Source organism: Microbulbifer sp. YPW1 (genome assembly GCF_013367775.1).
In the GTDB taxonomy this organism is placed as follows: domain Bacteria; phylum Pseudomonadota; class Gammaproteobacteria; order Pseudomonadales; family Cellvibrionaceae; genus Microbulbifer.
In genome coordinates this window covers 537,959-557,561 of the sequence record NZ_CP055157.1, presented here as the reverse complement: position 1 = coordinate 557,561, position 19,603 = coordinate 537,959, and the positions used below count along the sequence as shown (strand labels likewise).

General features: G+C 59.2%; 19 protein-coding genes, 1 tRNA gene and 1 riboswitch. Of the genes, 19 read left to right on the top strand and 1 reads right to left on the bottom strand.

Annotation, left to right across the window (positions count from 1 at the left end; genetic code table 11):
* Nucleotides 1–122: 122 nt before the first annotated feature.
* The 3 genes from tpiA to HUW35_RS02355 all read left to right on the top strand — a co-directional run bounded on the left by tpiA (nt 123) and on the right by HUW35_RS02355 (nt 1,472).
* Nucleotides 123–860: a triose-phosphate isomerase gene (gene tpiA / locus HUW35_RS02365; RefSeq protein ID WP_181254103.1), complete on the top strand. Its 738-nt coding sequence runs from the start codon at nt 123–125 to the stop codon at nt 858–860.
* A 63-nt stretch (nt 861–923) separates the two neighbouring features.
* Complete coding sequence (secG, locus tag HUW35_RS02360) at nt 924–1,352, top strand: preprotein translocase subunit SecG (protein ID WP_181254102.1); 429 nt, start codon at nt 924–926, stop codon at nt 1,350–1,352.
* Between the two features lie 34 nt (nt 1,353–1,386).
* Nucleotides 1,387–1,472, top strand: a tRNA-Leu gene (locus HUW35_RS02355).
* Between the two features lie 148 nt (nt 1,473–1,620).
* Here the strand turns inward: HUW35_RS02355 and HUW35_RS02350 are convergent.
* Nucleotides 1,621–2,340, bottom strand: coding sequence for a YebC/PmpR family DNA-binding transcriptional regulator (locus HUW35_RS02350; RefSeq protein ID WP_181254101.1), 720 nt, complete (start codon nt 2,338–2,340; stop codon nt 1,621–1,623).
* Between the two features lie 272 nt (nt 2,341–2,612).
* Between HUW35_RS02350 and HUW35_RS02345 the strand changes: the two genes are divergently transcribed.
* The 16 genes from HUW35_RS02345 to HUW35_RS02270 all read left to right on the top strand — a co-directional run bounded on the left by HUW35_RS02345 (nt 2,613) and on the right by HUW35_RS02270 (nt 19,594).
* Complete coding sequence (locus HUW35_RS02345; RefSeq protein WP_219932683.1) at nt 2,613–3,899, top strand: NCS2 family permease; 1,287 nt, start codon at nt 2,613–2,615, stop codon at nt 3,897–3,899.
* A 76-nt stretch (nt 3,900–3,975) separates the two neighbouring features.
* Entirely contained in the window at nt 3,976–5,286 is a 1,311-nt protein-coding gene (locus HUW35_RS02340) for a glycerate kinase (protein ID WP_255463429.1), read from the top strand.
* A 169-nt stretch (nt 5,287–5,455) separates the two neighbouring features.
* Nucleotides 5,456–6,931, top strand: a complete 1,476-nt coding sequence (gene pyk, locus HUW35_RS02335) for a pyruvate kinase (protein ID WP_181254099.1) — start codon at nt 5,456–5,458, stop codon at nt 6,929–6,931.
* 165 nt (nt 6,932–7,096) lie between these two features.
* Nucleotides 7,097–7,236: riboswitch (molybdenum cofactor riboswitch) on the top strand.
* The gene (moaA, locus tag HUW35_RS02330; protein WP_219932634.1) at nt 7,220–8,203 is read left to right on the top strand and encodes a GTP 3',8-cyclase MoaA; all 984 of its coding nucleotides are present in this window, start codon (nt 7,220–7,222) and stop codon (nt 8,201–8,203) included. It overlaps the preceding riboswitch by 17 nt.
* A gap of 219 nt (nt 8,204–8,422) precedes the next feature.
* Nucleotides 8,423–8,938 (top strand): molybdenum cofactor biosynthesis protein B, encoded by a 516-nt coding sequence (gene moaB, locus HUW35_RS02325; protein ID WP_181254098.1) that lies wholly within the window; start codon nt 8,423–8,425, stop codon nt 8,936–8,938.
* 22 nt (nt 8,939–8,960) lie between these two features.
* On the top strand, nt 8,961–9,452 hold the full coding sequence (gene moaC, locus HUW35_RS02320) for a cyclic pyranopterin monophosphate synthase MoaC (RefSeq protein WP_181254097.1): 492 nt from the start codon (nt 8,961–8,963) through the stop codon (nt 9,450–9,452).
* Nucleotides 9,449–9,697, top strand: a complete 249-nt coding sequence (moaD, locus tag HUW35_RS02315; RefSeq protein WP_181254096.1) for a molybdopterin synthase sulfur carrier subunit — start codon at nt 9,449–9,451, stop codon at nt 9,695–9,697. The genes moaC and moaD overlap by 4 nt, the downstream gene beginning before the upstream one ends.
* 1 nt (nt 9,698) lies before the next feature.
* Nucleotides 9,699–10,208: a molybdenum cofactor biosynthesis protein MoaE gene (locus HUW35_RS02310; RefSeq protein WP_181254095.1), complete on the top strand. Its 510-nt coding sequence runs from the start codon at nt 9,699–9,701 to the stop codon at nt 10,206–10,208.
* Between the two features lie 431 nt (nt 10,209–10,639).
* A complete protein-coding gene (locus tag HUW35_RS02305; RefSeq protein ID WP_181254094.1) occupies nt 10,640–11,167 on the top strand; it encodes a hypothetical protein in 528 nt (175 codons plus the stop codon).
* A 2-nt stretch (nt 11,168–11,169) separates the two neighbouring features.
* Nucleotides 11,170–13,251, top strand: coding sequence for a lipopolysaccharide assembly protein LapB (locus tag HUW35_RS02300; protein ID WP_181254093.1), 2,082 nt, complete (start codon nt 11,170–11,172; stop codon nt 13,249–13,251).
* Nucleotides 13,244–16,552 carry a tetratricopeptide repeat protein gene (locus HUW35_RS02295; RefSeq protein WP_181254092.1) on the top strand — a complete coding sequence of 1,103 codons (3,309 nt, stop codon included), beginning with the start codon at nt 13,244–13,246 and terminating at the stop codon, nt 16,550–16,552. Before HUW35_RS02300 ends, HUW35_RS02295 begins: the two co-directional genes overlap by 8 nt.
* Nucleotides 16,552–17,136 carry a tetratricopeptide repeat protein gene (locus HUW35_RS02290; protein ID WP_255463427.1) on the top strand — a complete coding sequence of 195 codons (585 nt, stop codon included), beginning with the start codon at nt 16,552–16,554 and terminating at the stop codon, nt 17,134–17,136. The genes HUW35_RS02295 and HUW35_RS02290 overlap by 1 nt, the downstream gene beginning before the upstream one ends.
* Nucleotides 17,136–17,456 (top strand): hypothetical protein, encoded by a 321-nt coding sequence (locus HUW35_RS02285; protein ID WP_181254091.1) that lies wholly within the window; start codon nt 17,136–17,138, stop codon nt 17,454–17,456. The genes HUW35_RS02290 and HUW35_RS02285 overlap by 1 nt, the downstream gene beginning before the upstream one ends.
* Before the next feature lie 169 nt (nt 17,457–17,625).
* A complete protein-coding gene (locus tag HUW35_RS02280; protein WP_181254090.1) occupies nt 17,626–18,411 on the top strand; it encodes a MotA/TolQ/ExbB proton channel family protein in 786 nt (261 codons plus the stop codon).
* The gene (locus HUW35_RS02275; protein ID WP_181254089.1) at nt 18,411–19,022 is read left to right on the top strand and encodes a biopolymer transporter ExbD; all 612 of its coding nucleotides are present in this window, start codon (nt 18,411–18,413) and stop codon (nt 19,020–19,022) included. Before HUW35_RS02280 ends, HUW35_RS02275 begins: the two co-directional genes overlap by 1 nt.
* Nucleotides 19,019–19,594 (top strand): biopolymer transporter ExbD, encoded by a 576-nt coding sequence (locus tag HUW35_RS02270; RefSeq protein WP_255463426.1) that lies wholly within the window; start codon nt 19,019–19,021, stop codon nt 19,592–19,594. Before HUW35_RS02275 ends, HUW35_RS02270 begins: the two co-directional genes overlap by 4 nt.
* The last annotated feature ends 9 nt before the right edge of the window (nt 19,595–19,603 follow it).

Sequence of the window (19,603 nt, the reverse complement as noted above, 5' to 3'; positions counted from 1 at the left end):
GCCGCTCGTGCCCGAACCGGGCAGGGCGGCGGAAGCCATTGAAAAATCAATAAATATCCGAAAACGCTGGTTGTATGTTACCGGCAATACCGCTAAGATTTGCGCCCCTTGGAGGAGCACCCATGCGTAAAACCCTGGTAGCTGCCAACTGGAAAATGCACGGCACCAAAGCATTTGCCGAGCAATTGTTGGCCGAGCTGAACAGCGGACTTGAGTCCGGCGAGTGCTCTGCACAGGTGGTGATCTGTCCGCCGTTCCCGTATCTGGGTAGCGTTGCAGACAGCATCGGCCAGGCCGCCCTCGGCGCGCAGAACCTCAGCGAGCAGGCGTCCGGTGCTTTCACCGGTGAAGTCTCCGCGGAGATGTTGGTCGATTGCGGCGTACGCTACGTGATCGTAGGTCACTCAGAGCGTCGCAGCCTGTATGGCGAAAGCAGTGAGCTGGTCGCAGCCAAGTTTGCCGCCGCCAAGGCCGCAGGCCTGACCCCGATCCTCTGCGTAGGCGAAAGCCTCGAAGAGCGGGAAGCCGGCAATACCCTGCAAGTGGTTGCCGAACAGATTCAGGCAGTAAGCGCCCTGGACCTGCCGGATACCTGGCAGAATGCCGTCGTCGCCTACGAGCCCGTATGGGCCATCGGCACCGGCAAAACCGCCAGCCCGGAGCAGGCGCAGGAAGTGCATCAGTTTATTCGTCAGCAACTGGGCGAAGCCGGTGCAGAGACGCAGATCCTCTACGGAGGCAGCGTCAAAGCGGCCAACGCCGCAGAACTGTTTGCCAAGGCGGATATTGACGGCGCGCTGGTAGGCGGTGCCTCATTAAAGGCAGACGAATTTATCAAAATCTGCTGCGCAGCTGACTAAGTAGCGCGACAGGTTAAAATTTTTTGAGCAAGGGCTGACGCCCGGTAGCAGGTTTTCTGGACAATGGAAAAACTGGTTTTAATCGTTCACATCCTGACTGCGCTGAGCATCATCGGCCTGATTTTGCTGCAGCAGGGCAAGGGTGCGGAAGCGGGTGCCTCCTTTGGCGCAGGCGCCTCCAACACCGTATTTGGCAGCCAGGGCAGCGGAAATTTCTTTTCCCGCTTGACTGCAATTATGGCGACGGTATTCTTCGTCACCAGCTTCGGCCTGGCTATCCTCGCCAGCCGCGATGAAGCACCGGCAGTCGACGGTATGCCGCAGGTTCCTGCAGCAGTAGAATCCCGCGAACCGGCAGCGACCGAAGGCGACATCCCTGAAATTCAGGAGCAAGCCCCGGCCGCAGACGACCTGCCCGCAGTAGAAGAAGCCCCTCAGGCTGAACTGCCGGAAGCAGGTGAAGAAGCAGAAACTGAGGAACAGCCTCAATAAGCCGAAAGGCTAAATCAAAAACTGTAAAGTTTTTGCCCAGGTGGTGGAATTGGTAGACACGCTATCTTGAGGGGGTAGTGAGCTATGCTCGTGCGGGTTCAAGTCCCGCCCTGGGCACCACATCAAAGGCTTTAATTTATTTTTTATAATTTAAAGCGAATAAAAAAGCCCCGCATCGCGGGGCTTTTTTATTTTTGCTCACTATCAATCTTTGTTTCTAGTTGGTGAGCTGAATCTGCCCGCCATGCGCGCACGGGTAGATTTATATTTAGTGGTTTTCAACGTTGTGATAAACCGCCTGAACATCCTCCAAATCTTCCAGCATATTCATAAACTTCTCAAACAACGCCACATCATCCCCGCTGATCTGGGTATACGTCTGCGGCACAAACTGAATCTCATCCACTTCAAAGTCGATCTCACCAAATGCGTCGACTAACGCCTGCTTGGCCTTGAAGTAATCCGTGTGCGGCGCGAATACGGAGAGTTTGCCGTCTTCATTCTCGATGTCGGTAACGTCGACATCCGCTTCCATCAGCGCTTCCAGTACTGCCTCTTCATCGTCGTGCTTGAACACGAGGATGGCCAGGTGATCGAAGCTGTGGCTGACGGAGCCTTCGGTACCGATCTTGGTTTTGGTTTTGGTGAAGGCCTGGCGTACGTCGCCGAAGGTGCGGTTGGGGTTGTCGGTGAGGCACTCGATGATGGCCATGCAGCCGCCTGGGCCGAAGCCTTCGTAGCGGGCGCGGGCGAAGTCTTCACCGGCGCCACCCTTGGCCTTGTCGATGGCCTTTTCGATCACGTGGGTGGGGACCTGCTCCTTCTTGGCGCGCTCGATCAGGCTGCGCAGGGCCAGGTTGCCGTTGGGGTCGACACCTCCAGACTTGGCGCTCACATAGATCTCACGACCGTAGCGGCTGTAGACCCTGGCCTTCATATTCGAGGTCTTGGCCATTGACTCTTTGCGGTTCTGGTAGGCTCTGCCCATGGGTGTGCTCCGGTAACGCTGGGTATTGCGGTGGGGTTGGTTGTTGAGTTGCTTATTAATGTTGCTTGTCAGCAAAGCAGGCGATTTTACTGGGGCGCCGCGACTAATAGAAGTCACGCAGAAGTCATGGGAGAAGCCGCCGGCAAGCCGGGGAGGGCACTGGTGGTGGGCACCCGGGTTTATTTTGGCCACAATAATGATTGGGCTCGCGTTCCGTGTGCCCCGGAATCCACCTGTCGGAGAACCCTGTGCCTCAGCAGTCGAATAATTTGATGGAGCGTGTGTTTGCTCTGCAAGCCCATGGAACCACGGTGCGCGGCGAGCTGCTGGCGGGCCTGACCACCTTTGTCACCATGGCCTACGTGGTGTTTGTGACGCCGAATATGCTGGCGGGCACCGGTATGGATCACGGCGCCATTTTCGTGGCGACCTGCCTGGGGAGTGCCATTGCCTGTTTCCTGATGGGGCTCTACGCTAACTGGCCGGTGGGGCTGGCGCCGGGGATCGGGCTGACGGCGTTCTTCGCCTATTCCGTGGTCGGCGAGATGGGGTACAGCTGGCAGGTGGCTCTGGGGGCGGTGTTTATTGCCGGTGTGCTGTTTGTGGTGATGAGCCTGTCGCGGGTGCGCGAGTGGATCATGAACAGTATTCCCATGTGCCTGCGGTATTCCATGGGTGCCGGAGTGGGGCTGTTCCTGGGCCTGATCGGCCTCAAGGCGGCGGGTATTGTGGTGCCCAATGAGGCGACGCTGCTGTCCCTCGGTTCCTTCCGCGAGCCGCCGGCGCTGCTGGCGGCGCTGTGCTTCCTGCTGATCGCGGTGCTCAGTTTCTGGCGCGTGTTCGGCGCCATCCTGATCAGTATCTTGATCGTCACCGGGATCGGTCTTGGCCTGGGGATCGTGCAGTACGGCGGTCTGGTATCCGCGCCGCCCAGCCTGGCGCCGACCTTTATGCAGATGGATATCCTCGGCGCCCTCGACCTGAGCATGGTGAGCGTGATTCTGGCGTTCCTGTTTATCAACATCTTCGATACCGCCGGCACCCTGATGGGGGTCGCCCATCGCGCCAACCTGATTGAGGCGGATGGCACTATCGAAAAGCTGCCGCGGGCGCTCAAGGCAGACAGTAGCTCCAGTGTGCTCGGTGCCTTTCTGGGGTGCCCGCCGGTGACCAGTTTTGTGGAGAGTGCTGCGGGTGTGGCGGCGGGTGGCCGTACCGGGCTTACCGCGGTCACAGTGGGTGTGCTGTTTGTGCTGTGTGTGTTCTTTGCGCCCCTGGCGGGCATGATCCCGGCCTACGCCACCGCGGGCGCGCTGATCTATGTGGCGATGCTGATGATGGGGGGGATGTCCCATATCGACTGGGAGGATCTGACCGACGCCATTCCGGCGGTGGTGACCATGATCATGATGCCGCTGACCTTTTCCATCGCCAACGGCATAGCCCTCGGCTTCCTGACCTATACCGCGCTCAAGCTGTTTACCGGCCAGCACCGGCAGATCTCCCCCAGCCTGTATATTCTGAGCGCTATCTTCCTGGCCAAGTTTGCGTTTCTCTGATCGCCATTGAGATCCGGGGCGGAACCGATTTTGCAGGTAGTGGGAAGACCGCATCAAATTCAGGGAGAAGATCCAGTTGAAACAGTTGCCGCCAGTCCATGCCGATATGAATGAGCGCGAGTTGTCCCGGTGGTTGCAAGACCTCGCCGGGCTCGCAGTAGAGGCCGTACACCCGGACAACCTGATGTCCGGCAATCTGCCCGCACCGGGGCGCAAGACCGTAGTGGTAGGGGCGGGCAAAGCCAGCGCGGCCATGGCCGCAGCGCTGGAAACGGCATGGCACCGACAATACCCGGAGGCGGAGATTTCCGGGTTGGTGGTTACTCGCTACGGCCACGCGGCCCACTGTGTGAATATCGAGGTGCTGGAGGCTTCCCACCCCATGCCGGACAAGCTGGGGGAAGTGGCGGCCACTCGTATGTTGGAGGCCGTTGCCGACCTCGGCGAAGAGGACCTGGTGATCGCGCTGATCTCCGGCGGTGGCTCGGCACTGATGAGTCTGCCGGCACCGGGCCTGACCCTGGAACAGAAGCAAGCCATCAACTGCGCACTGCTGCGCTGTGGCGCGCCGATCCGCGAGATCAACACGGTGCGCCGGCACCTGTCGGCGGTCAAAGGCGGGCGCCTTGCCGCGGCGGCCCATCCGGCGCGGGTGGCCACTTACCTGATCTCAGATGTGCCCGGGGACGATCCCACCCTGATCGCCTCCGGTCCCACCTTATCGGACGCCTCCACACCTGCGGATGCCCTGGCAATACTGGAACACTACGCTATCGAGATTGCCCCGGAAGTGCGCGCGCATCTCGAGTCCGCCACGGACAGCCCGAGCCCCGATGACTTTGCCTTCTCCGCGGATACCGTTTCGGTGCTGGCGAAAGCAGCCGATGCTCTGGAATCGGCCCGCGATGCGGCGCTGGCAACCGGGCTGGATGTGCGAGTGCTGGGGGACAATCTGGAAGGCGAGGCGCGGGAACTGGGTGCGGAACACGCCGCCCTGGCGCTTACCTGCAAGAGCGCATCCCGCCGGCCACTGCTGTTGCTCTCCGGTGGCGAGACCAGTGTCACGGTAACGGGCAACGGCCGCGGCGGACGCAATGTAGAGTACCTGCTGGGATTGTTCAGCGCGCTGGAAGGTGCGCCGGGTATCCACGGCCTGGCCATCGACACCGATGGTATCGACGGCTCGGAAGACAATGCCGGTGCGTTTTTCGCCCCCGGTGACTGGGCCCGGATGCAGGCCCAGGGGCTGGATCCCCAGAGCTTTCTTGCGGGCAACGATGCCTACAGTTTTTTTGCCGAACTCGGTAACCTGATCGTTACCGGCCCCACCAGAACCAATGTAAATGATTTTCGCGCCATCCTGGTGTTTCCGGATACGGATACCTAGGGTCGATCCTCGGGGGCTGCAGGCACAGCGGGGCGATTGCTGACTAAGCTGTGTCTATAACTCCGGGGCTGGTCAGGGTTTACTTCCGTGACCGGGTAAACGCCCCGGCGCCGCCTGCGGGACCTGTTGCGGGCGGTGTACATCTGCCCGAGAGGATCTCATGGAGCCAATGCCCGAATTCCAATCCGCCCGCACCGCCAGTCCCCTGCGTCGCACCAAAATCGTCGCCACCCTCGGCCCCGCCAGTGACAAGCCCGGTGTACTGGAGCAGTTGATCAGTGCCGGTGTGGATGTGGTGCGCCTGAACTTTTCCCACGGCACCGCGGACGATCACCGCAGGCGCCTGCAGCAGGTGCGCGAGATTGCGGATCGCCTGGGCCGGACCGTGGCGGCACTGGGCGACCTGCAGGGGCCAAAGATCCGCATTGCGCGCTTTCGCGATAGCAAGGTCATCCTGCGCGAGGGGGACCCATTTGTTCTGGATATGGCGCTGGGCAGCAACGACGGCGATGAGAATCGGGTGGGCTGTGACTACAAGGACCTGATCCGCGATGTGGCCGCGGGCGATGTGCTGTTGCTGGACGACGGCCGGGTGATCCTGGAGGTGAAGGAGGTCGGCGAGCGGGAAGTGCGCACCATCGTGCTGGTGGGCGGGCCGCTGTCCAACAACAAGGGCATCAACAAGCAGGGCGGTGGTCTCTCCGCCGCGGCCCTCACCGACAAGGACAAGGCGGACCTGAAAACCGCGATCGACATCGGTGTGGATTATCTCGCCGTATCCTTCCCGCGCAGTGCCGCGGATATGCAGGAGGCGCGGGACCTGCTGGGGGAGGCTGGCAAGGACATCGGCCTGGTGGCCAAGGTGGAGCGCGCCGAAGCGGTGGCCGACGATGCGACCCTGGACGAGATCATCAGTGCCTCGGAAGCGGTGATGGTTGCCCGGGGCGACCTGGGCGTGGAGATCGGCGATGCCGCCCTGATCGGTGTGCAGAAGCGCATGATCAAGCGCGCACGCCAGCTCAATCGGGCAGTGATCACCGCCACCCAGATGCTGGAAACCATGATCACCGCGCCTCTGCCCACACGCGCAGAGGTGTTCGACGTGGCCAATGCGGTGCTCGATGGCACCGATGCGGTGATGCTGTCCGCAGAGACCGCCGCAGGGGATTTCCCGGTGGAAGCGGTAGAGGCCATGCACCGCCTTTGCCTCGGTGCCGAGCGCGAGCGCTCCGCCCAGGAATCCGGCCACCGCATGCACCAGGGCTTCAGCCGCATCGACGAGACCATTTCCCTGTCCGCCATGTACGCCGCCAATCATATGGAGGGCGTAACCGCCATCGCCTGTATGACGCAGACCGGCTACACCGCCCTTATTGCCTCCCGCATTCGCTCCGGCCTACCGATCGTCGGCCTCGCCCACGATCCCGTCGCCCAGCGGCGTATGGCCCTGTATCGCGGGGTGGTCTCGGTGTTGTTTGTACCCGGGGAGAACGAGGGCGACCGCGAACTCAACCAGCGCGCCCTGAAGACGTTGAAGGATCGGGGGATCGTGCAGAGTGGGGACCACGTAATCCTGATCCGCGGCGACCTGATGCAGTCCCACGGCGGTACCAATACCCTGAAAATCCTGCAGGTCATGGAGTGACCGGACATTCGGTCTCTATGCCCGCATGGATAGTCTCTCGGTGGCGCGGTTGCACGGCCGCCACCGAATCCGGGTAGAATGGGGGAACTACGCAGTGCGCCAGCGCGCGCTAACCTTGATAAAGAGGGCAGCTACACTGACTGCAACCGCAAAATCGTAAACTGAACACAACAACCACACCGAGCCTGTATCGCTAAGTCACAGATACGCGTTGCAGGCCGCGGGCGGCTCCGCCAGCCCGCCAGGGTCACAAGGGAAACCGAGTGGCCTCCCGCATTTGGAAAGGTGATGAAACAACACGACATACTGCAGGACGGTCACGGCCGTCGCTTCTATTACCTGCGCCTGTCCGTTACAGACGTCTGCAACTTCCGTTGCGACTACTGTCTGCCGGACGGCTACCAGGCCAGCCACCAACAGCCCGACCTCACGGTTGCCGAGGCCTCCACCGTCATGCGCGCGTTTGCCCAGCTGGGCACCCGCAAAGTGCGCCTCAGCGGCGGCGAGCCCTCATTGCGCAAAGACCTGCCGGAACTCATCCTGGCCGCCAGGCAAACCCCGGGCATCCAGCGCGTCGCCGTCACCAGCAACGGCTACAAACTGCCGAGCGTCATCGACAGCTGGCAACAAAACGGCCTCGACCAGCTCAACATCAGCATCGACAGTCTCGACCCTGCGGAATTCGCCCGCGTCACCGATCACGACTGCCTGCCCAAAATCCTCACCGGTATCGATCGCGCTTTGGAGCTCGGAATCCACACCAAGGTCAACGCCGTCCTGCTCAGCGACGGCGCCCACGCGCGGCTGCAACAGTTCCTCGGCTGGCTCAAAACCACACCGGTTACCCTGCGCTTTATCGAACTCATGCAGACCGGCGACAACCGCGACTACTTCGCCAGCAATCACCTGCGCGGCGCGGAAATCGAGCAGCAGCTGATCGAAGACGGCTGGCAACTACTACCGCGTCCGCTCGACGCCGGCCCCGCCCGCGAATACGTCCACCCCGACTATGCGGGCCGCATCGGCCTGATTACCCCGTACAGCAAAGACTTCTGCAGCAGCTGCAATCGCCTGCGCGTCTCCGCCCAGGGCAAACTGCACCTGTGCCTGTTCTCCGATGCCGGCCTCGACCTGCGGGAAACCATCAGTACCGGGGATGCCAGTGCACTGGCAGAAAAAGTCAGAGCCCTGATCGGCAACAAAGAAGTCAGCCATTATTTGCAGCAGGGCAACACCGGTGGCACCCAGAACCTGTCGATTATCGGGGGCTAAATAGTAAGAGTTCGAACGCCCACCAGCTTACGAAGTAGAAAAGCCAGAATTGAAGATCGGGCGTCGGGTGAAGGGTTTCAGGATCGTCGCAAACAGGATGTTTGCGCCGAAGCGCCCAGGGATGGGTTTACAGCGGTCCTGAAACCCTTCACCCGATGACCGATCGCCACAGAGCCCAAAACAGAGCACCCAACAAGGAAGCGACGGAGCACAAAACAAATGTCCCACGCCCCAGTAGATAAAAACCAGAAACTCAATATCGCAGTACTCACCGTCTCCGACACGAGAACCGAAGAAAACGACACCTCGGGTAAATACCTCGTTGAAGCCCTGCAGGCAGACGGCCACAACCTCGCCGACAAAGCCATCGTCATCGACGACAAATACCTACTGCGCGCCAAAGTCTCCGAGTGGATCGCCGACCCCGAAATCCAGGTCATCCTCACCACCGGCGGCACCGGCTTCGCCGGGCGCGACTCCACCCCAGAAGCCCTCGCCCCCCTGTTCGACAAACACATCGACGGCTTCGGCGAAATCTTCAGGGCCGTCAGCTACGAAGAAATCGGTTCCTCCACCATCCAGTCCCGCGCCCTCGCCGGACTCGCCAACCGTACACTCATTGCCTGCCTGCCCGGCTCCACCGGTGCGTGTAAAACCGGCTGGAGCAAACTGCTGCAGGAACAGCTCACCGCCAGCCACATGCCGTGCAACTTTGTCGGCTACCTGACCAAATAATTTGCTTGAGGCTGCTAACCCGATGACCCTCACACACCTCAACCAGCAGGGCGAAGCCAGCATGGTCGATGTCACCGACAAAGACATCACCGACCGCTCCGCCCGCGCCCAGTCCGCCGTCGCCATGTCTGCGGAAGCCTTTGCGCAACTGCAGGCCGGCAACAACAAGAAGGGCGATGTACTGGCCACCGCACGTATTGCCGGCATCCAGGCTGCGAAGAAAACATCGGACCTGATTCCCCTTTGTCACCCCCTTGCGCTGACCAAAGTGCAGGTGGATTTCGCACTGGATGAAGCCAGCAACACCGTGCATATCTCCAGTTACTGTCGTCTCGCCGGGCGCACCGGTGTGGAAATGGAAGCGCTTACCGCCGCCAGCGTGGCCGCGCTCACCATCTATGACATGTGCAAAGCCGTCGACCCGGCCATGGTGATCGGGCCCACCCAGTTGCAGGAAAAGACCGGCGGCAAACGCGGGCACTGGACCCCGGAAAAATCGGAGTCCGCATCGTGATCAAGGTATTGTTCTTCGCTAGCCTGCGGGAGCAGCTCGGTTGTGATGCCATCGAAGTACCCGCCGATGCGCTCGGCAGTGTGGCCGACCTGCGCAGCACCCTGGCGGGAAAGGGCGAAGCCTGGCAGGCGGCGCTCTCCCACGAACAGTTACAGGTGGCTGTTAATCAAGAGCTGTCCAATATGCAGGCGGCGATCAGCGATGGTGATGAAATCGCCTTCTTCCCGCCGGTGACCGGAGGCTGATATGGCTGTGGATATCTCCATCTCGGTGCAGCCGGAAGGTTTCGATCCGGGGGCTGAATATAATCGGCTGCGCAGCGAAAACTATTCCGATGGTGCCACCGCCATGTTCGTAGGCAACGTGCGCGATTTTTATGTGCCTGATGCGAATGCTGAAAATATAGGCAAGGCGAATAAAAAAAGTACCAGCGTGCTGGAGCTTGAACATTATCCCGGTATGGCGGAATCCGCACTGACCGAGATCGCCCGCGAGGCCGCAGAGCGCTGGCCACTGGGGCGGGTGCGGGTGATCCACCGCTACGGTCCACTGGCGGCCGGGGATGAAATTGTTTTTGTCGGCACCACCTCTGCCCACCGGCAGGCATCGCTGGATGCCTGTGCCTTCATTATGGATTTTCTGAAGAGTCGGGCCCCTTTTTGGAAGAAAGAAGTGGGGGTGGGGGACGATGGTAAAACCCAGAGTGCCTGGGTAGAAGCGCGCAGCAGTGATGAGAAAGCACTGAAAAAATGGTGAGTGGTCACTCGTCTAAAAACATCGCCCCGACTGAAAAAACACAACCGCCTAAAAATAGCTAATCGCGTAAAAACAGTAATCGCTTACTGACAAATAGTAAGTGCTTGCTGTCGCTACAGCGCAGTCCTTATGTGATCTGTCGCATTGAATTTGTACGAAGTTTGATGCGTTTCTCCGAATAATCCTGTCTTTGTGATTGTCATCCCACTTCACCCCTGCGCAGCCGCCGTGATACCTGTCACATTATCTAGATATATACGCTTGTCCTTTGAATTTTAAGAAAAAATTCTTATCGAACTCTCTGCGCTAGTTTTGAAGCGCCTCACATATCACAATAGCGCCCTTGCCATACAATCCCTTGGCGAGTCACTCCTGTGTCCATTGCAGTAGCGACCAATAAAAACAGGGGCGGGGTTTGAGGTATTAGGGATATGTGCAAAATTCTCATCACTCTGACAACAGCGATGCTGCTGTCACTATCCGTTCTGGCGAATGCCCAGAATGTGAGTCGCGAAGAAATCCGCGGTCTCGATGAACAGATTCAGGACGTCAAGAAAGACGTAATCAGCCTGACTTCCGAGCTGAACCGGCTGGAAGAAAAGCTCCTGTTCCCGTCCAATACCCAGGCTGCTTTCTTTGTCTCCCTGGCCGGTAGTGCCAGTGGCGAAGAGTTCAGCCTCGAGTCTGTCGAGGTCAAGCTCGGTAACCAGGTGGTTGCTCACCACCTTTATACCTATCGCGAAATCGAAGCCCTGCAGCAGGGCGGTGTACAGCGTATCCACACCGCCAATGTTCAGACCGGCGCACATCCGCTGGTGGTCAGTTACCACGGCAAATCCAAGTCTGGCAAAGAGTACAGCGGTACTGCCAGCTTCAGCGTAGAAAAGGCGGTAGGTCCCAAGTTTGTTGAAATCCAGATCGCCGGAACCCAGTCAGCCATCAATTTCAAGGACTGGTAAGCATGTTTCCCCGTCTGGCCTGCGCAATTGCCGGCGTTACGCTGTCGGCACTGACCTCGCTGCACAGTATTCCTGTGCAGGCCAAAGCGCCCGTGGATCCGGGCGCGCTGCATACCGATGAGCTCAAAGACCTGTTCTTTGGTGAGGCATTGTTCAATGCCTACCAGGACAACTACGTCGATGCCATCTCAGCCCTGGATACCGAAATCAAACAGCACCGCCTGCTGGATGACCCGGAACTGGATCCGTTCAGTGTGCACTTCGGCCAGGCGGAATTCGCCGTGGGTGACCTCGAGCTGTCTTACCGCATGCACCAGGAAGCGGGGCGGGCCATGGAGCAGGTGCTGCAGGGTAATGTGGCACAGCCGATCAAGAACGAGGCCGCCTATCGCCTGGCAAAAATCCACTACCAGAAGCAGCAGTTCGCCAACGCATTGCATGCGCTTGAGCTGATTCAGGGGCGGGTGCCGGAACGTGTGCGTGCCGATGAGCAGTTCCTGCGTGCGCGGGTGTATATGCAGCTGGGCCGTTTTAGTGAGGCGGTAGAGCTGCTCGAAGACCTGAAGGGCGAAAAATCCCTGCAGGGTTTTGTCGAATACAATTTGGGTATCGCACTGCTGAAAGCTGGTGAAACGGAAAAAGGCGTGGTGGTACTGGATGGCCTGGGGCGTAACGCGGGTAGCGGTTCAGCCAAACAGGCGCTGCAGGACAAAACCAACCTGCTGCTGGGCAACCAGCTGATGAAGGAAGAGCAGTACGACCGCGCCCGTCAGTATTTTGACCGCGTACAGCTCTCCGGACCATTTTCCGATCAGGCCCTGCTGGGTGCTGGCTGGGTAGAGGCCAATGCGGGCCGCTACGATCGCGCACTGGTGCCGTGGCAGATGCTGAAGCAGCGTCGCGCTACCGATGCCGCGGTGCACGAGGCCATGCTGGCAGTGCCCTATGCCTACGGCAAGCTGGATGTACACAGTACTGCGGCGGTGAATTACGGCCAGGCACTGGATGCGTTCGGCACTCAGGTAGACGTGCTCTCCCAGTCCATTAACAGTATCCGCGAAGGCAAACTGCTGGAGGCACTGCGCCGTAAAGAGGCCAGCCAGGTGAAAAACTGGGTGGTGGAACTGCGCAAACTGCCCGGCGCGCCGGAAACCCATTACCTGCTGGACCTGATGGCGTCGAATGACTATCAAGAGTTCCTGCGCAACTATCAAGACCTGAACAACCTGTTCGAGCGCAACCGCGACTGGCTGCAGAGCCTGGACGCGTTCGAGGAAATCATCGCCCTGCGCCGCAGCTATTACGAGCCAATCCTGCCGGGCCTGGATGTGACCTTCCGCCAGATCGACGCACGTATCAAGATGCGTCTGGAGCAGCGTCAGCGCCTCGCCGCACGTATCGATAACCTGCTGGTCAACCGCCGTCCGGAGCTGCTGGCGAAGAGCGACGAGACCGAGGCGCGCCTGATTCTCGAGCAGATGCGCGAAATCCTCGCTTACAATCCCAACCTCAGCAGTGAGGAAACCCGGGACCGTATCGCCCGTCTCGAAGGGGTGCTGAAATTCCGCCTGTCCCGCGAGTTTGATGACCGCCTTACCAAAGCCTACAAGAATCTGCAGGAGCTGGATGGCGTGATCGCCACCCTGCAGGAAACCTACCAGCGCTATGTGCGCACCCGTCAGGCGGCAACCCACAGTTACGAGGGTTACACCGATCAGATCGCCTCCCTGCGCGGCGGCCTCAACCGCGCCCAGGATCGTATCGATCAGCTGATGGCCCGTCAGGGCAGCATGCTCGAGCAGCTTGCCATTAACGAACTCGACCAGCGCCGCGCGCAGCTGGAGAGCTACCAGATCAAGGCCCGCTTTGCCCTCGCCGACAGTTATGACCGCGCCAACGAGCTGCAGGAGCAGCGCGAGGACGAGCGCAAGGTCGAGCAGTACCGCGAGCAGGTAGAACAGATGCAGCAGTCGGCGCCGGTGGCAAACCCCGATGGCGAGCCTCTGCCCACAGATAATCCGCCGGAACTGGAGGCGCCCGCACAAGATGGGGCCGAAGGGGTGGAGACTGCAGACGATGAATAACCGCAAAATGGATAAACGACTGCTCAGCCTGAATATCAATCGGGTTGCCATGGTGTCCGCCGCATCGGCGGCACTGCTGTTAAGTGCCTGTGCCAGCAACAGTGGCAAGACCATTGGCAGCCTGCAGAAAGTGGATATCGAAATTCAGGAAACCCGCATCGACGGGAGCCTGGAAAAGGCGCTGGCCAGTTACCAGAAATACCTGCAGGAAACCCCGGAAACCGCACTGACTCCGGAAGCCATTCGCCGTATTGCGGACCTCAAGATCAAACAGGCACATCGGGCCGAGGAGGGCGCTTACCGCTCTTCAACCGAAACCCGGATTCTCTCCGAAGAAGAGGTAGCCTCTGCCGTTGGGGCGGCCAGTGCACGCAAGACCACCGGCAATCGCGCTGACCTGGATGCGCCGGAAGCCGCGGCGGTTGCCGCAACAGCACCGGCAACCGAGGCCGCACTGGACAGCGTTGCCCGCACCGGCGACGAGAGCCTGTCGGACTTCGAGGCCCGCGCCACAGCGTCCGTGGCCATCGAGGGTGCGGAAGTCAGCGGCAGTCTGCCGGGCGATGATCCGGATGCACTGCTTGCGGCCAATGCCCGCGAAGCCATCGCGCTGTATAAAAAGCTGCTGGTGCAATATCCGCAGTACGAGCGCAACGATCAGGTGATGTACCAGCTGTCCCGCGCCTATGAGGAAACCGGGCAGATAGATGAGGCGGTTAATGTATTGCGTCAGCTGGTGGCCAAGTACCCGGCCTCGCGCCATCTGGACGAATCCTTTTTCCGTCTCGGTGAGTACTACTTCACCCGCAAAAAATTCCTCGATGCCGAAGAGTCCTACGGACGCGTCATCGACATGGGCGAGACATCCAGTTTCTTCGAGCTTGCCCTGTACAAGCGCGGCTGGGCCCTGTTCAAGCAGGATATGTACGAGATGGCGCTGGACGACTTCGTACACATGCTCGACTACAAGGTGGAGCAGGGCTACGACTTCGAACAGCAGACCAACGAGACCGAACGCAAACATATCGAAGATACCTTCCGCGTTATCAGCCTGAGCTTTTCCTATCTCGGCGGGGCGGAATCCATCGTCGATTACTTTGCTCGCAAGGGTGCGCGGGACTACGAGTCTTACGTATACAGTCACCTGGGTGAGTACTACCTCGACAAGCGTCGCTATCAGGACGCCGCTAAGGCCTACAACACTTTTGTGGAGCGCAATCCGCTGCACCGGGTATCTCCGGACTTCTCCATTCGCGTAATCGAGATTTACCAGAAGGGCGGCTTCCCCCGTCTGGTGCTGGAAGCGAAGAAAGACTTTGCCAATACCTACGCCCTGGAGGCGAAGTACTGGACCGTATTCGATATTCAGGATTACGCCACCGTGGTGGAGTTCCTGCAGACCAACCTGATCGACCTGGCGAGCCACTATCATGCGGCTTACCAGAACGTGAAGCCCAAGGATAAAGAGTTCGCCAAGAAGCGGAGCGAGAACTACGCGGAAGCCATTCACTGGTACCGCCGTTACCTGAAATCCTTTGCCGATCAGCCGAAAGCGCCGGAGATCAACTACCAGCTCGCCGGCCTGATGCTGGAAAACAAGGATTTCCTCAATGCGGCCCAGGAATACGAGCGCACCGCGTATCAGTACGCCGCGCACAAAGAGGCCAGCGAAGCCGGGTACGCGGCGGTATTCGCCTATCGCGAACACCTGAAGAACGATCTCGCCAAGGGCAGCACCGCGCAGAAGACCGCAATCCAGAAAGAGATCATCCGCTCTTCCCTGACCTTTGCGGAAACCTTCCCCGAACACGCCAAGGCGCCGCAGATCCTGCTGGGCGCGGTGGACGATCTGTACAAGCTGAAGAGCTTTGCAGAAACCATCCAGAATGGTCGTCTGTTGCTGGAGAAATTCCCTGCAGCAGAACACGAAATTCGTCGCTCCGCCTGGTTGCTGGTGGCCCACGCCTCGTTTGATACCGAGGCCTATGTGGATGCAGAAGCTGGCTACCGCGAAGCGCTCGGCATGACCGCTGCGGACGCCAGGGACCGCGCCGACCTGATCGACAACCTCGCCGGTGCCATCTACCAGCAGGGCGACGTGGCGCGTCGTGCGGAAGATCACCTGGCCGCGGCCGAACACTTCCTGCGCATCCGCAACGCAGCGCCCGGGGCGAGCATCCTTGCTACCGCCGAATACGATGCGGCAGCTTCACTTATTCAGCTGGAAAACTGGGCCCGCGCGGCGAATGTGCTCAAGGCCTTCCGCGCAAACCATCCCGAGCACGAGCTGCAGAAAGAAGTCACCAAGAAACTCGCCGTGGTTTACCAGGAGAGCGGTCAGCTACTGCTGGCCGGTGCCGAGTTTGAGCGCATCGAACGCGAGTCCGACGACGAAGACGTGCGCCGCGAAGCGCTCACCCAGGCCGCCGACCTTTACGGCGCTGCGAAGAGCTATGACAAGGCACTCACCGTCCTCAACCGGTACGTCAAACTGTTCCCGAGCCCCATGGAGCCGGCGCTGGAGACGCGGCAGCGAATTGCCGACATCTACAACAACAGCGGCAACCGCGCGGCCTACTTCAGAACGCTTGAGGAAATGGTGCGCATCGAAGCCCGCGGCGGCAACGAGCGCAACGACCGCACCCGCTATCTCGCCGGTAGTGCCGCCCTGCAGTTGGCAGAGCCAAAATACGAGGCGTTCCGGGAAATTGCGCTGGTTGCACCACTGGAGCAGAACCTCAATACCAAGCGTATCCGGATGAAAACCGCGGTCAACGCCTTCAGTGACCTGATCGATTACCAGGTCGCCGACGTCACTGCCGCTGCGACTTTCTATCTGGGTGAAATCTACCTGCACTTCAGTCGTGCACTGAAAGACTCCGAGCGTCCGACCAACCTGAACGCCATGGAGCTCGAAGAGTACGAGCTGGCACTGGAAGAGCAGATCTATCCGTTTGAAGAGCGCGCCATCTCCGTTCACGAGAAAAACATCGACCTGATGGCGGCCGGTATCTACAACCGCTGGGTAGGTAAAAGTATCGGTCAGCTGGCCGGCCTGGTGCCCGCCCGTTATGACCGTCCGGAAGATGCGGGCAATGTGGTCATGACCATTGTTCCCGTACCGGAAGCGCCGGAAGAAGTCGCCGAAGCGCCGTCTGAAGAGGTTCCCGCAGAATCCTCGCGGGAGGCTCAGGAAGAGGTTCTCGAGCAAGACTCTCTTGAGGAGGAAACCGTGGCAGAGCCCGAATCGGCCGAGCCCGCTGTGATCGCCGAAATGGAAACCGAGGAGGATAAAGGATAATGAATTACAGACGCCTCCTCACCGCTTTGGCCTGTGTTGCCGCACTGTTGCTGAGCGCCTGTGCCAGTGGCCCGAAAACCTCCAATCGCCCGGTCGACCCGATGAACGTGAAGGTCGCCGGCGGGGTCAACCGGGATTTCCTGCAGGCCGTGGAATATATCCAGGGCGAGCGCTACCCGGAAGCCATTGAACTGTTGCAGGACGTGGTTACCCGCGAGCAGCGTCTGTCCGCGCCCTACGTGAATCTGGGCATTGCCTATTTCCGTACCGGTGATGAAAAGCACGCAGAAGAATCCTTCCTTGAAGCCCTGCGCGCAGCGCCATTGGACCCGGTTGCCAGCAACGAGCTGGCGGTGCTCTATCGACACCAGGGACGCTTTGATGAGGCTCGCAAAACCTATACCGAATCACTCGCACTGCACCCGGAATATCTGCCGCTGATCAAAAACCTCGGCATTCTGTGTGACTTATATCTTCAGGATGTGAATTGTGCACTCGCACAATTCGAGCAGTACCTGAAATATCAACCTGAAGATCCCAAAGTCTCCATCTGGGTGGCAGACCTGAAACGGCGGGCCAACTGATGACTGGAAAAATAATCGTAAAATCCCTCGGCTCTCTCCTGCTACTTTCCTCCCTGGGGTTGCCCCAGGCATTCGCCCAGGACGAAGAAAAGGAAACCGGAAAAAAAGTCGATAACGAAGTGAAGTCACTTTCCGGTATTTCCATTATCGGTAACAAGGAAGCGCCAAAATCGCTGTATATTGTGCCGTGGAAAAGCTCCGAAGTGGGTGTGGAAAGCGGACTGAACTCCAGCCTGCTGGACCCGAGCCTGCAGCCGCTGGATAAGGAAGTGTTTGAAAGAGAGCTGGAGTTCTACGAACTCAGCCTCACGGATGAGTAAGCCAGGTGGCTTACGAAGTTTAGATACGTAAATTGAAGGCGGCTTGCCGCCATCGAGCTCCAGACAGAGCTCAAATGAAAAACTAACCAAAGAACGACCAATCAGGGTCAAGCCAAGGTAAAGCGGACTAATACCGCGGAACCGAGAAAGAAAACCAAGAGGGCAAGTGATGGATTTCTTGAACAGTGTAGTCGCGTTTTTTCAGACTGGTGGTGCATTCATGTACCCCATTCTGGTGGTATTCGCGCTCGGCGCCGCGGTAGCGATCGAACGTTACGTTCGCCTCGTCTACGAGCGTCACACCAACCGCGCTACCTGGGAAAAAGTACAGCCGGTGCTCAATGCTGGCGACTTTGACCGTGCGCGCAACCTGGTCAAAGACGACAACACCGGTGTCGGCCGACTGCTCGCCATGGGCCTCGAACGTCAGGGCGCCGTACGCCGCCGTGAAGACATCGAGATTGCCATGGAAGAAAGCATCATGGAGACCATTCCGCAGCTCGAAAAACGTACCCCGTACGTCGCGCTCGGCTCCAACATCGCCACACTCCTCGGCCTGCTCGGTACCATTATGGGCCTGATCGAAGCCTTTACCGCGGTAGCCAACGCCAACCCCGCGGAAAAAGCCGACCTGCTCTCCGCCAGTATCTCCGTGGCCATGAACACCACCGCCTTTGGTCTGATGGTGGGTATCGCGCTGCTGATCGTGCACGCACTGCTCAACTCCCTGACCGGCAGCATCGTCGACAGCCTCGAGATGGTTTCCGTAAAGGCTCTGAACATCATGTCTTCCGGTACCCGTCGCCGCAGCGATGCGGAAAAGGACGAGAAAGCCAAGCCAGGTAAAGGTGCCGCTGAAGCCAAACCCGTTAACCGCGACGTGCAGCAAACCCAGCAGGCCCAGCAGAAAGCTGAAGCCACTACCGAAGAAAAGACCAAGCCGGAAACCGCGTAATGAGAAGCAGGCGTCACGGTAGAACAAAAGAAACCCCGGAACTGGACATTACCGCCTTCCTTAACCTGATGGTGGTACTGGTACCGTTTCTGCTGGTTTCCGCAGTGTTTTCCCGGGTCACCATCCTGGAGCTCAACATGCCCACCGGTGCCGGGGGCGGAGCGGAAGACCCCGGAGTGACCCTGGAAGTGGTCGTTCGCAAAACAGCATTGGAAATCAGCGATGGCTCAAAAGTGATCGCGCGTTTTCCCAACCTGAATCAACAGAGTGGTGCAGAGGCGGGTGCTGAAGCTCCTGCTGACGGCGAGGCCGCAGGTGAAGTGCCGGTAGATGAAAATGGTCTGCCGATCATTCCTCCCACCGAGGAGATCTATGATCTGGCCCAGCTTCGCGAGCAGCTGTTGCGTATCAAGGAAACCTATCCGGATAAAACCGATTCCACGTTGCTGATGGAGCCCGATGTGGCCTATGAGCATCTGGTTGGCGTTATGGATGCGGTGCGTAGCGCCCAGGTCATGCCAAAACTGGAAGAGGGCGCGCAGCCGGATCCCGAAGCCAAGCCGGAAACACTGGAACTCTTTCCCGATATTTCCCTGGGGGATGCGCCATGAAACGTGAAAGCAGACGCATGAAGCGCATGGCGCGCAGCCGCAAGCGCAAGACGCCGGGTATGAACCTGACCTCGCTGATGGATGTATTCACCATTCTGGTGTTCTTCCTGCTGACCAACAGTTCCAGCAATGAAGCCATCGAAGCGCCCAAGGTCATCACCTTGCCGGACTCGGTAGTGGAATCCAAGCCGCGGGAGACCGTCACCTTGATGGTGACCCACGACGAAGTACTGATCGAAACCAAGCCGATCATGAAGACTGAAGACCTCTACCAGAGTGAAGACCTGGTAGTAGAGGCTATTCAGCAGGGCATGATCGAAGCGGTGGGTAAGGCGATCACCATGGCGGACACCGAACTGGAAGAGGCCAAGGCCGCACTGGCCGAGCGCGCCGCTGCCGGTGAAGATGTCACCGAAGAGGTGGCAGAGCTGCTCGCCGAGCCCCCGGAAGTGAACATTCTGGCAGACCGTACAGTGCCCTTCAGTGTGCTGAAAAAGGTCATGTCCAGCTGTACCAATGCTGGATACACGCGAATTTCCCTGGCGGTGATTCAAAAAGCATCTCAGAGTTAGTGAGCCTTT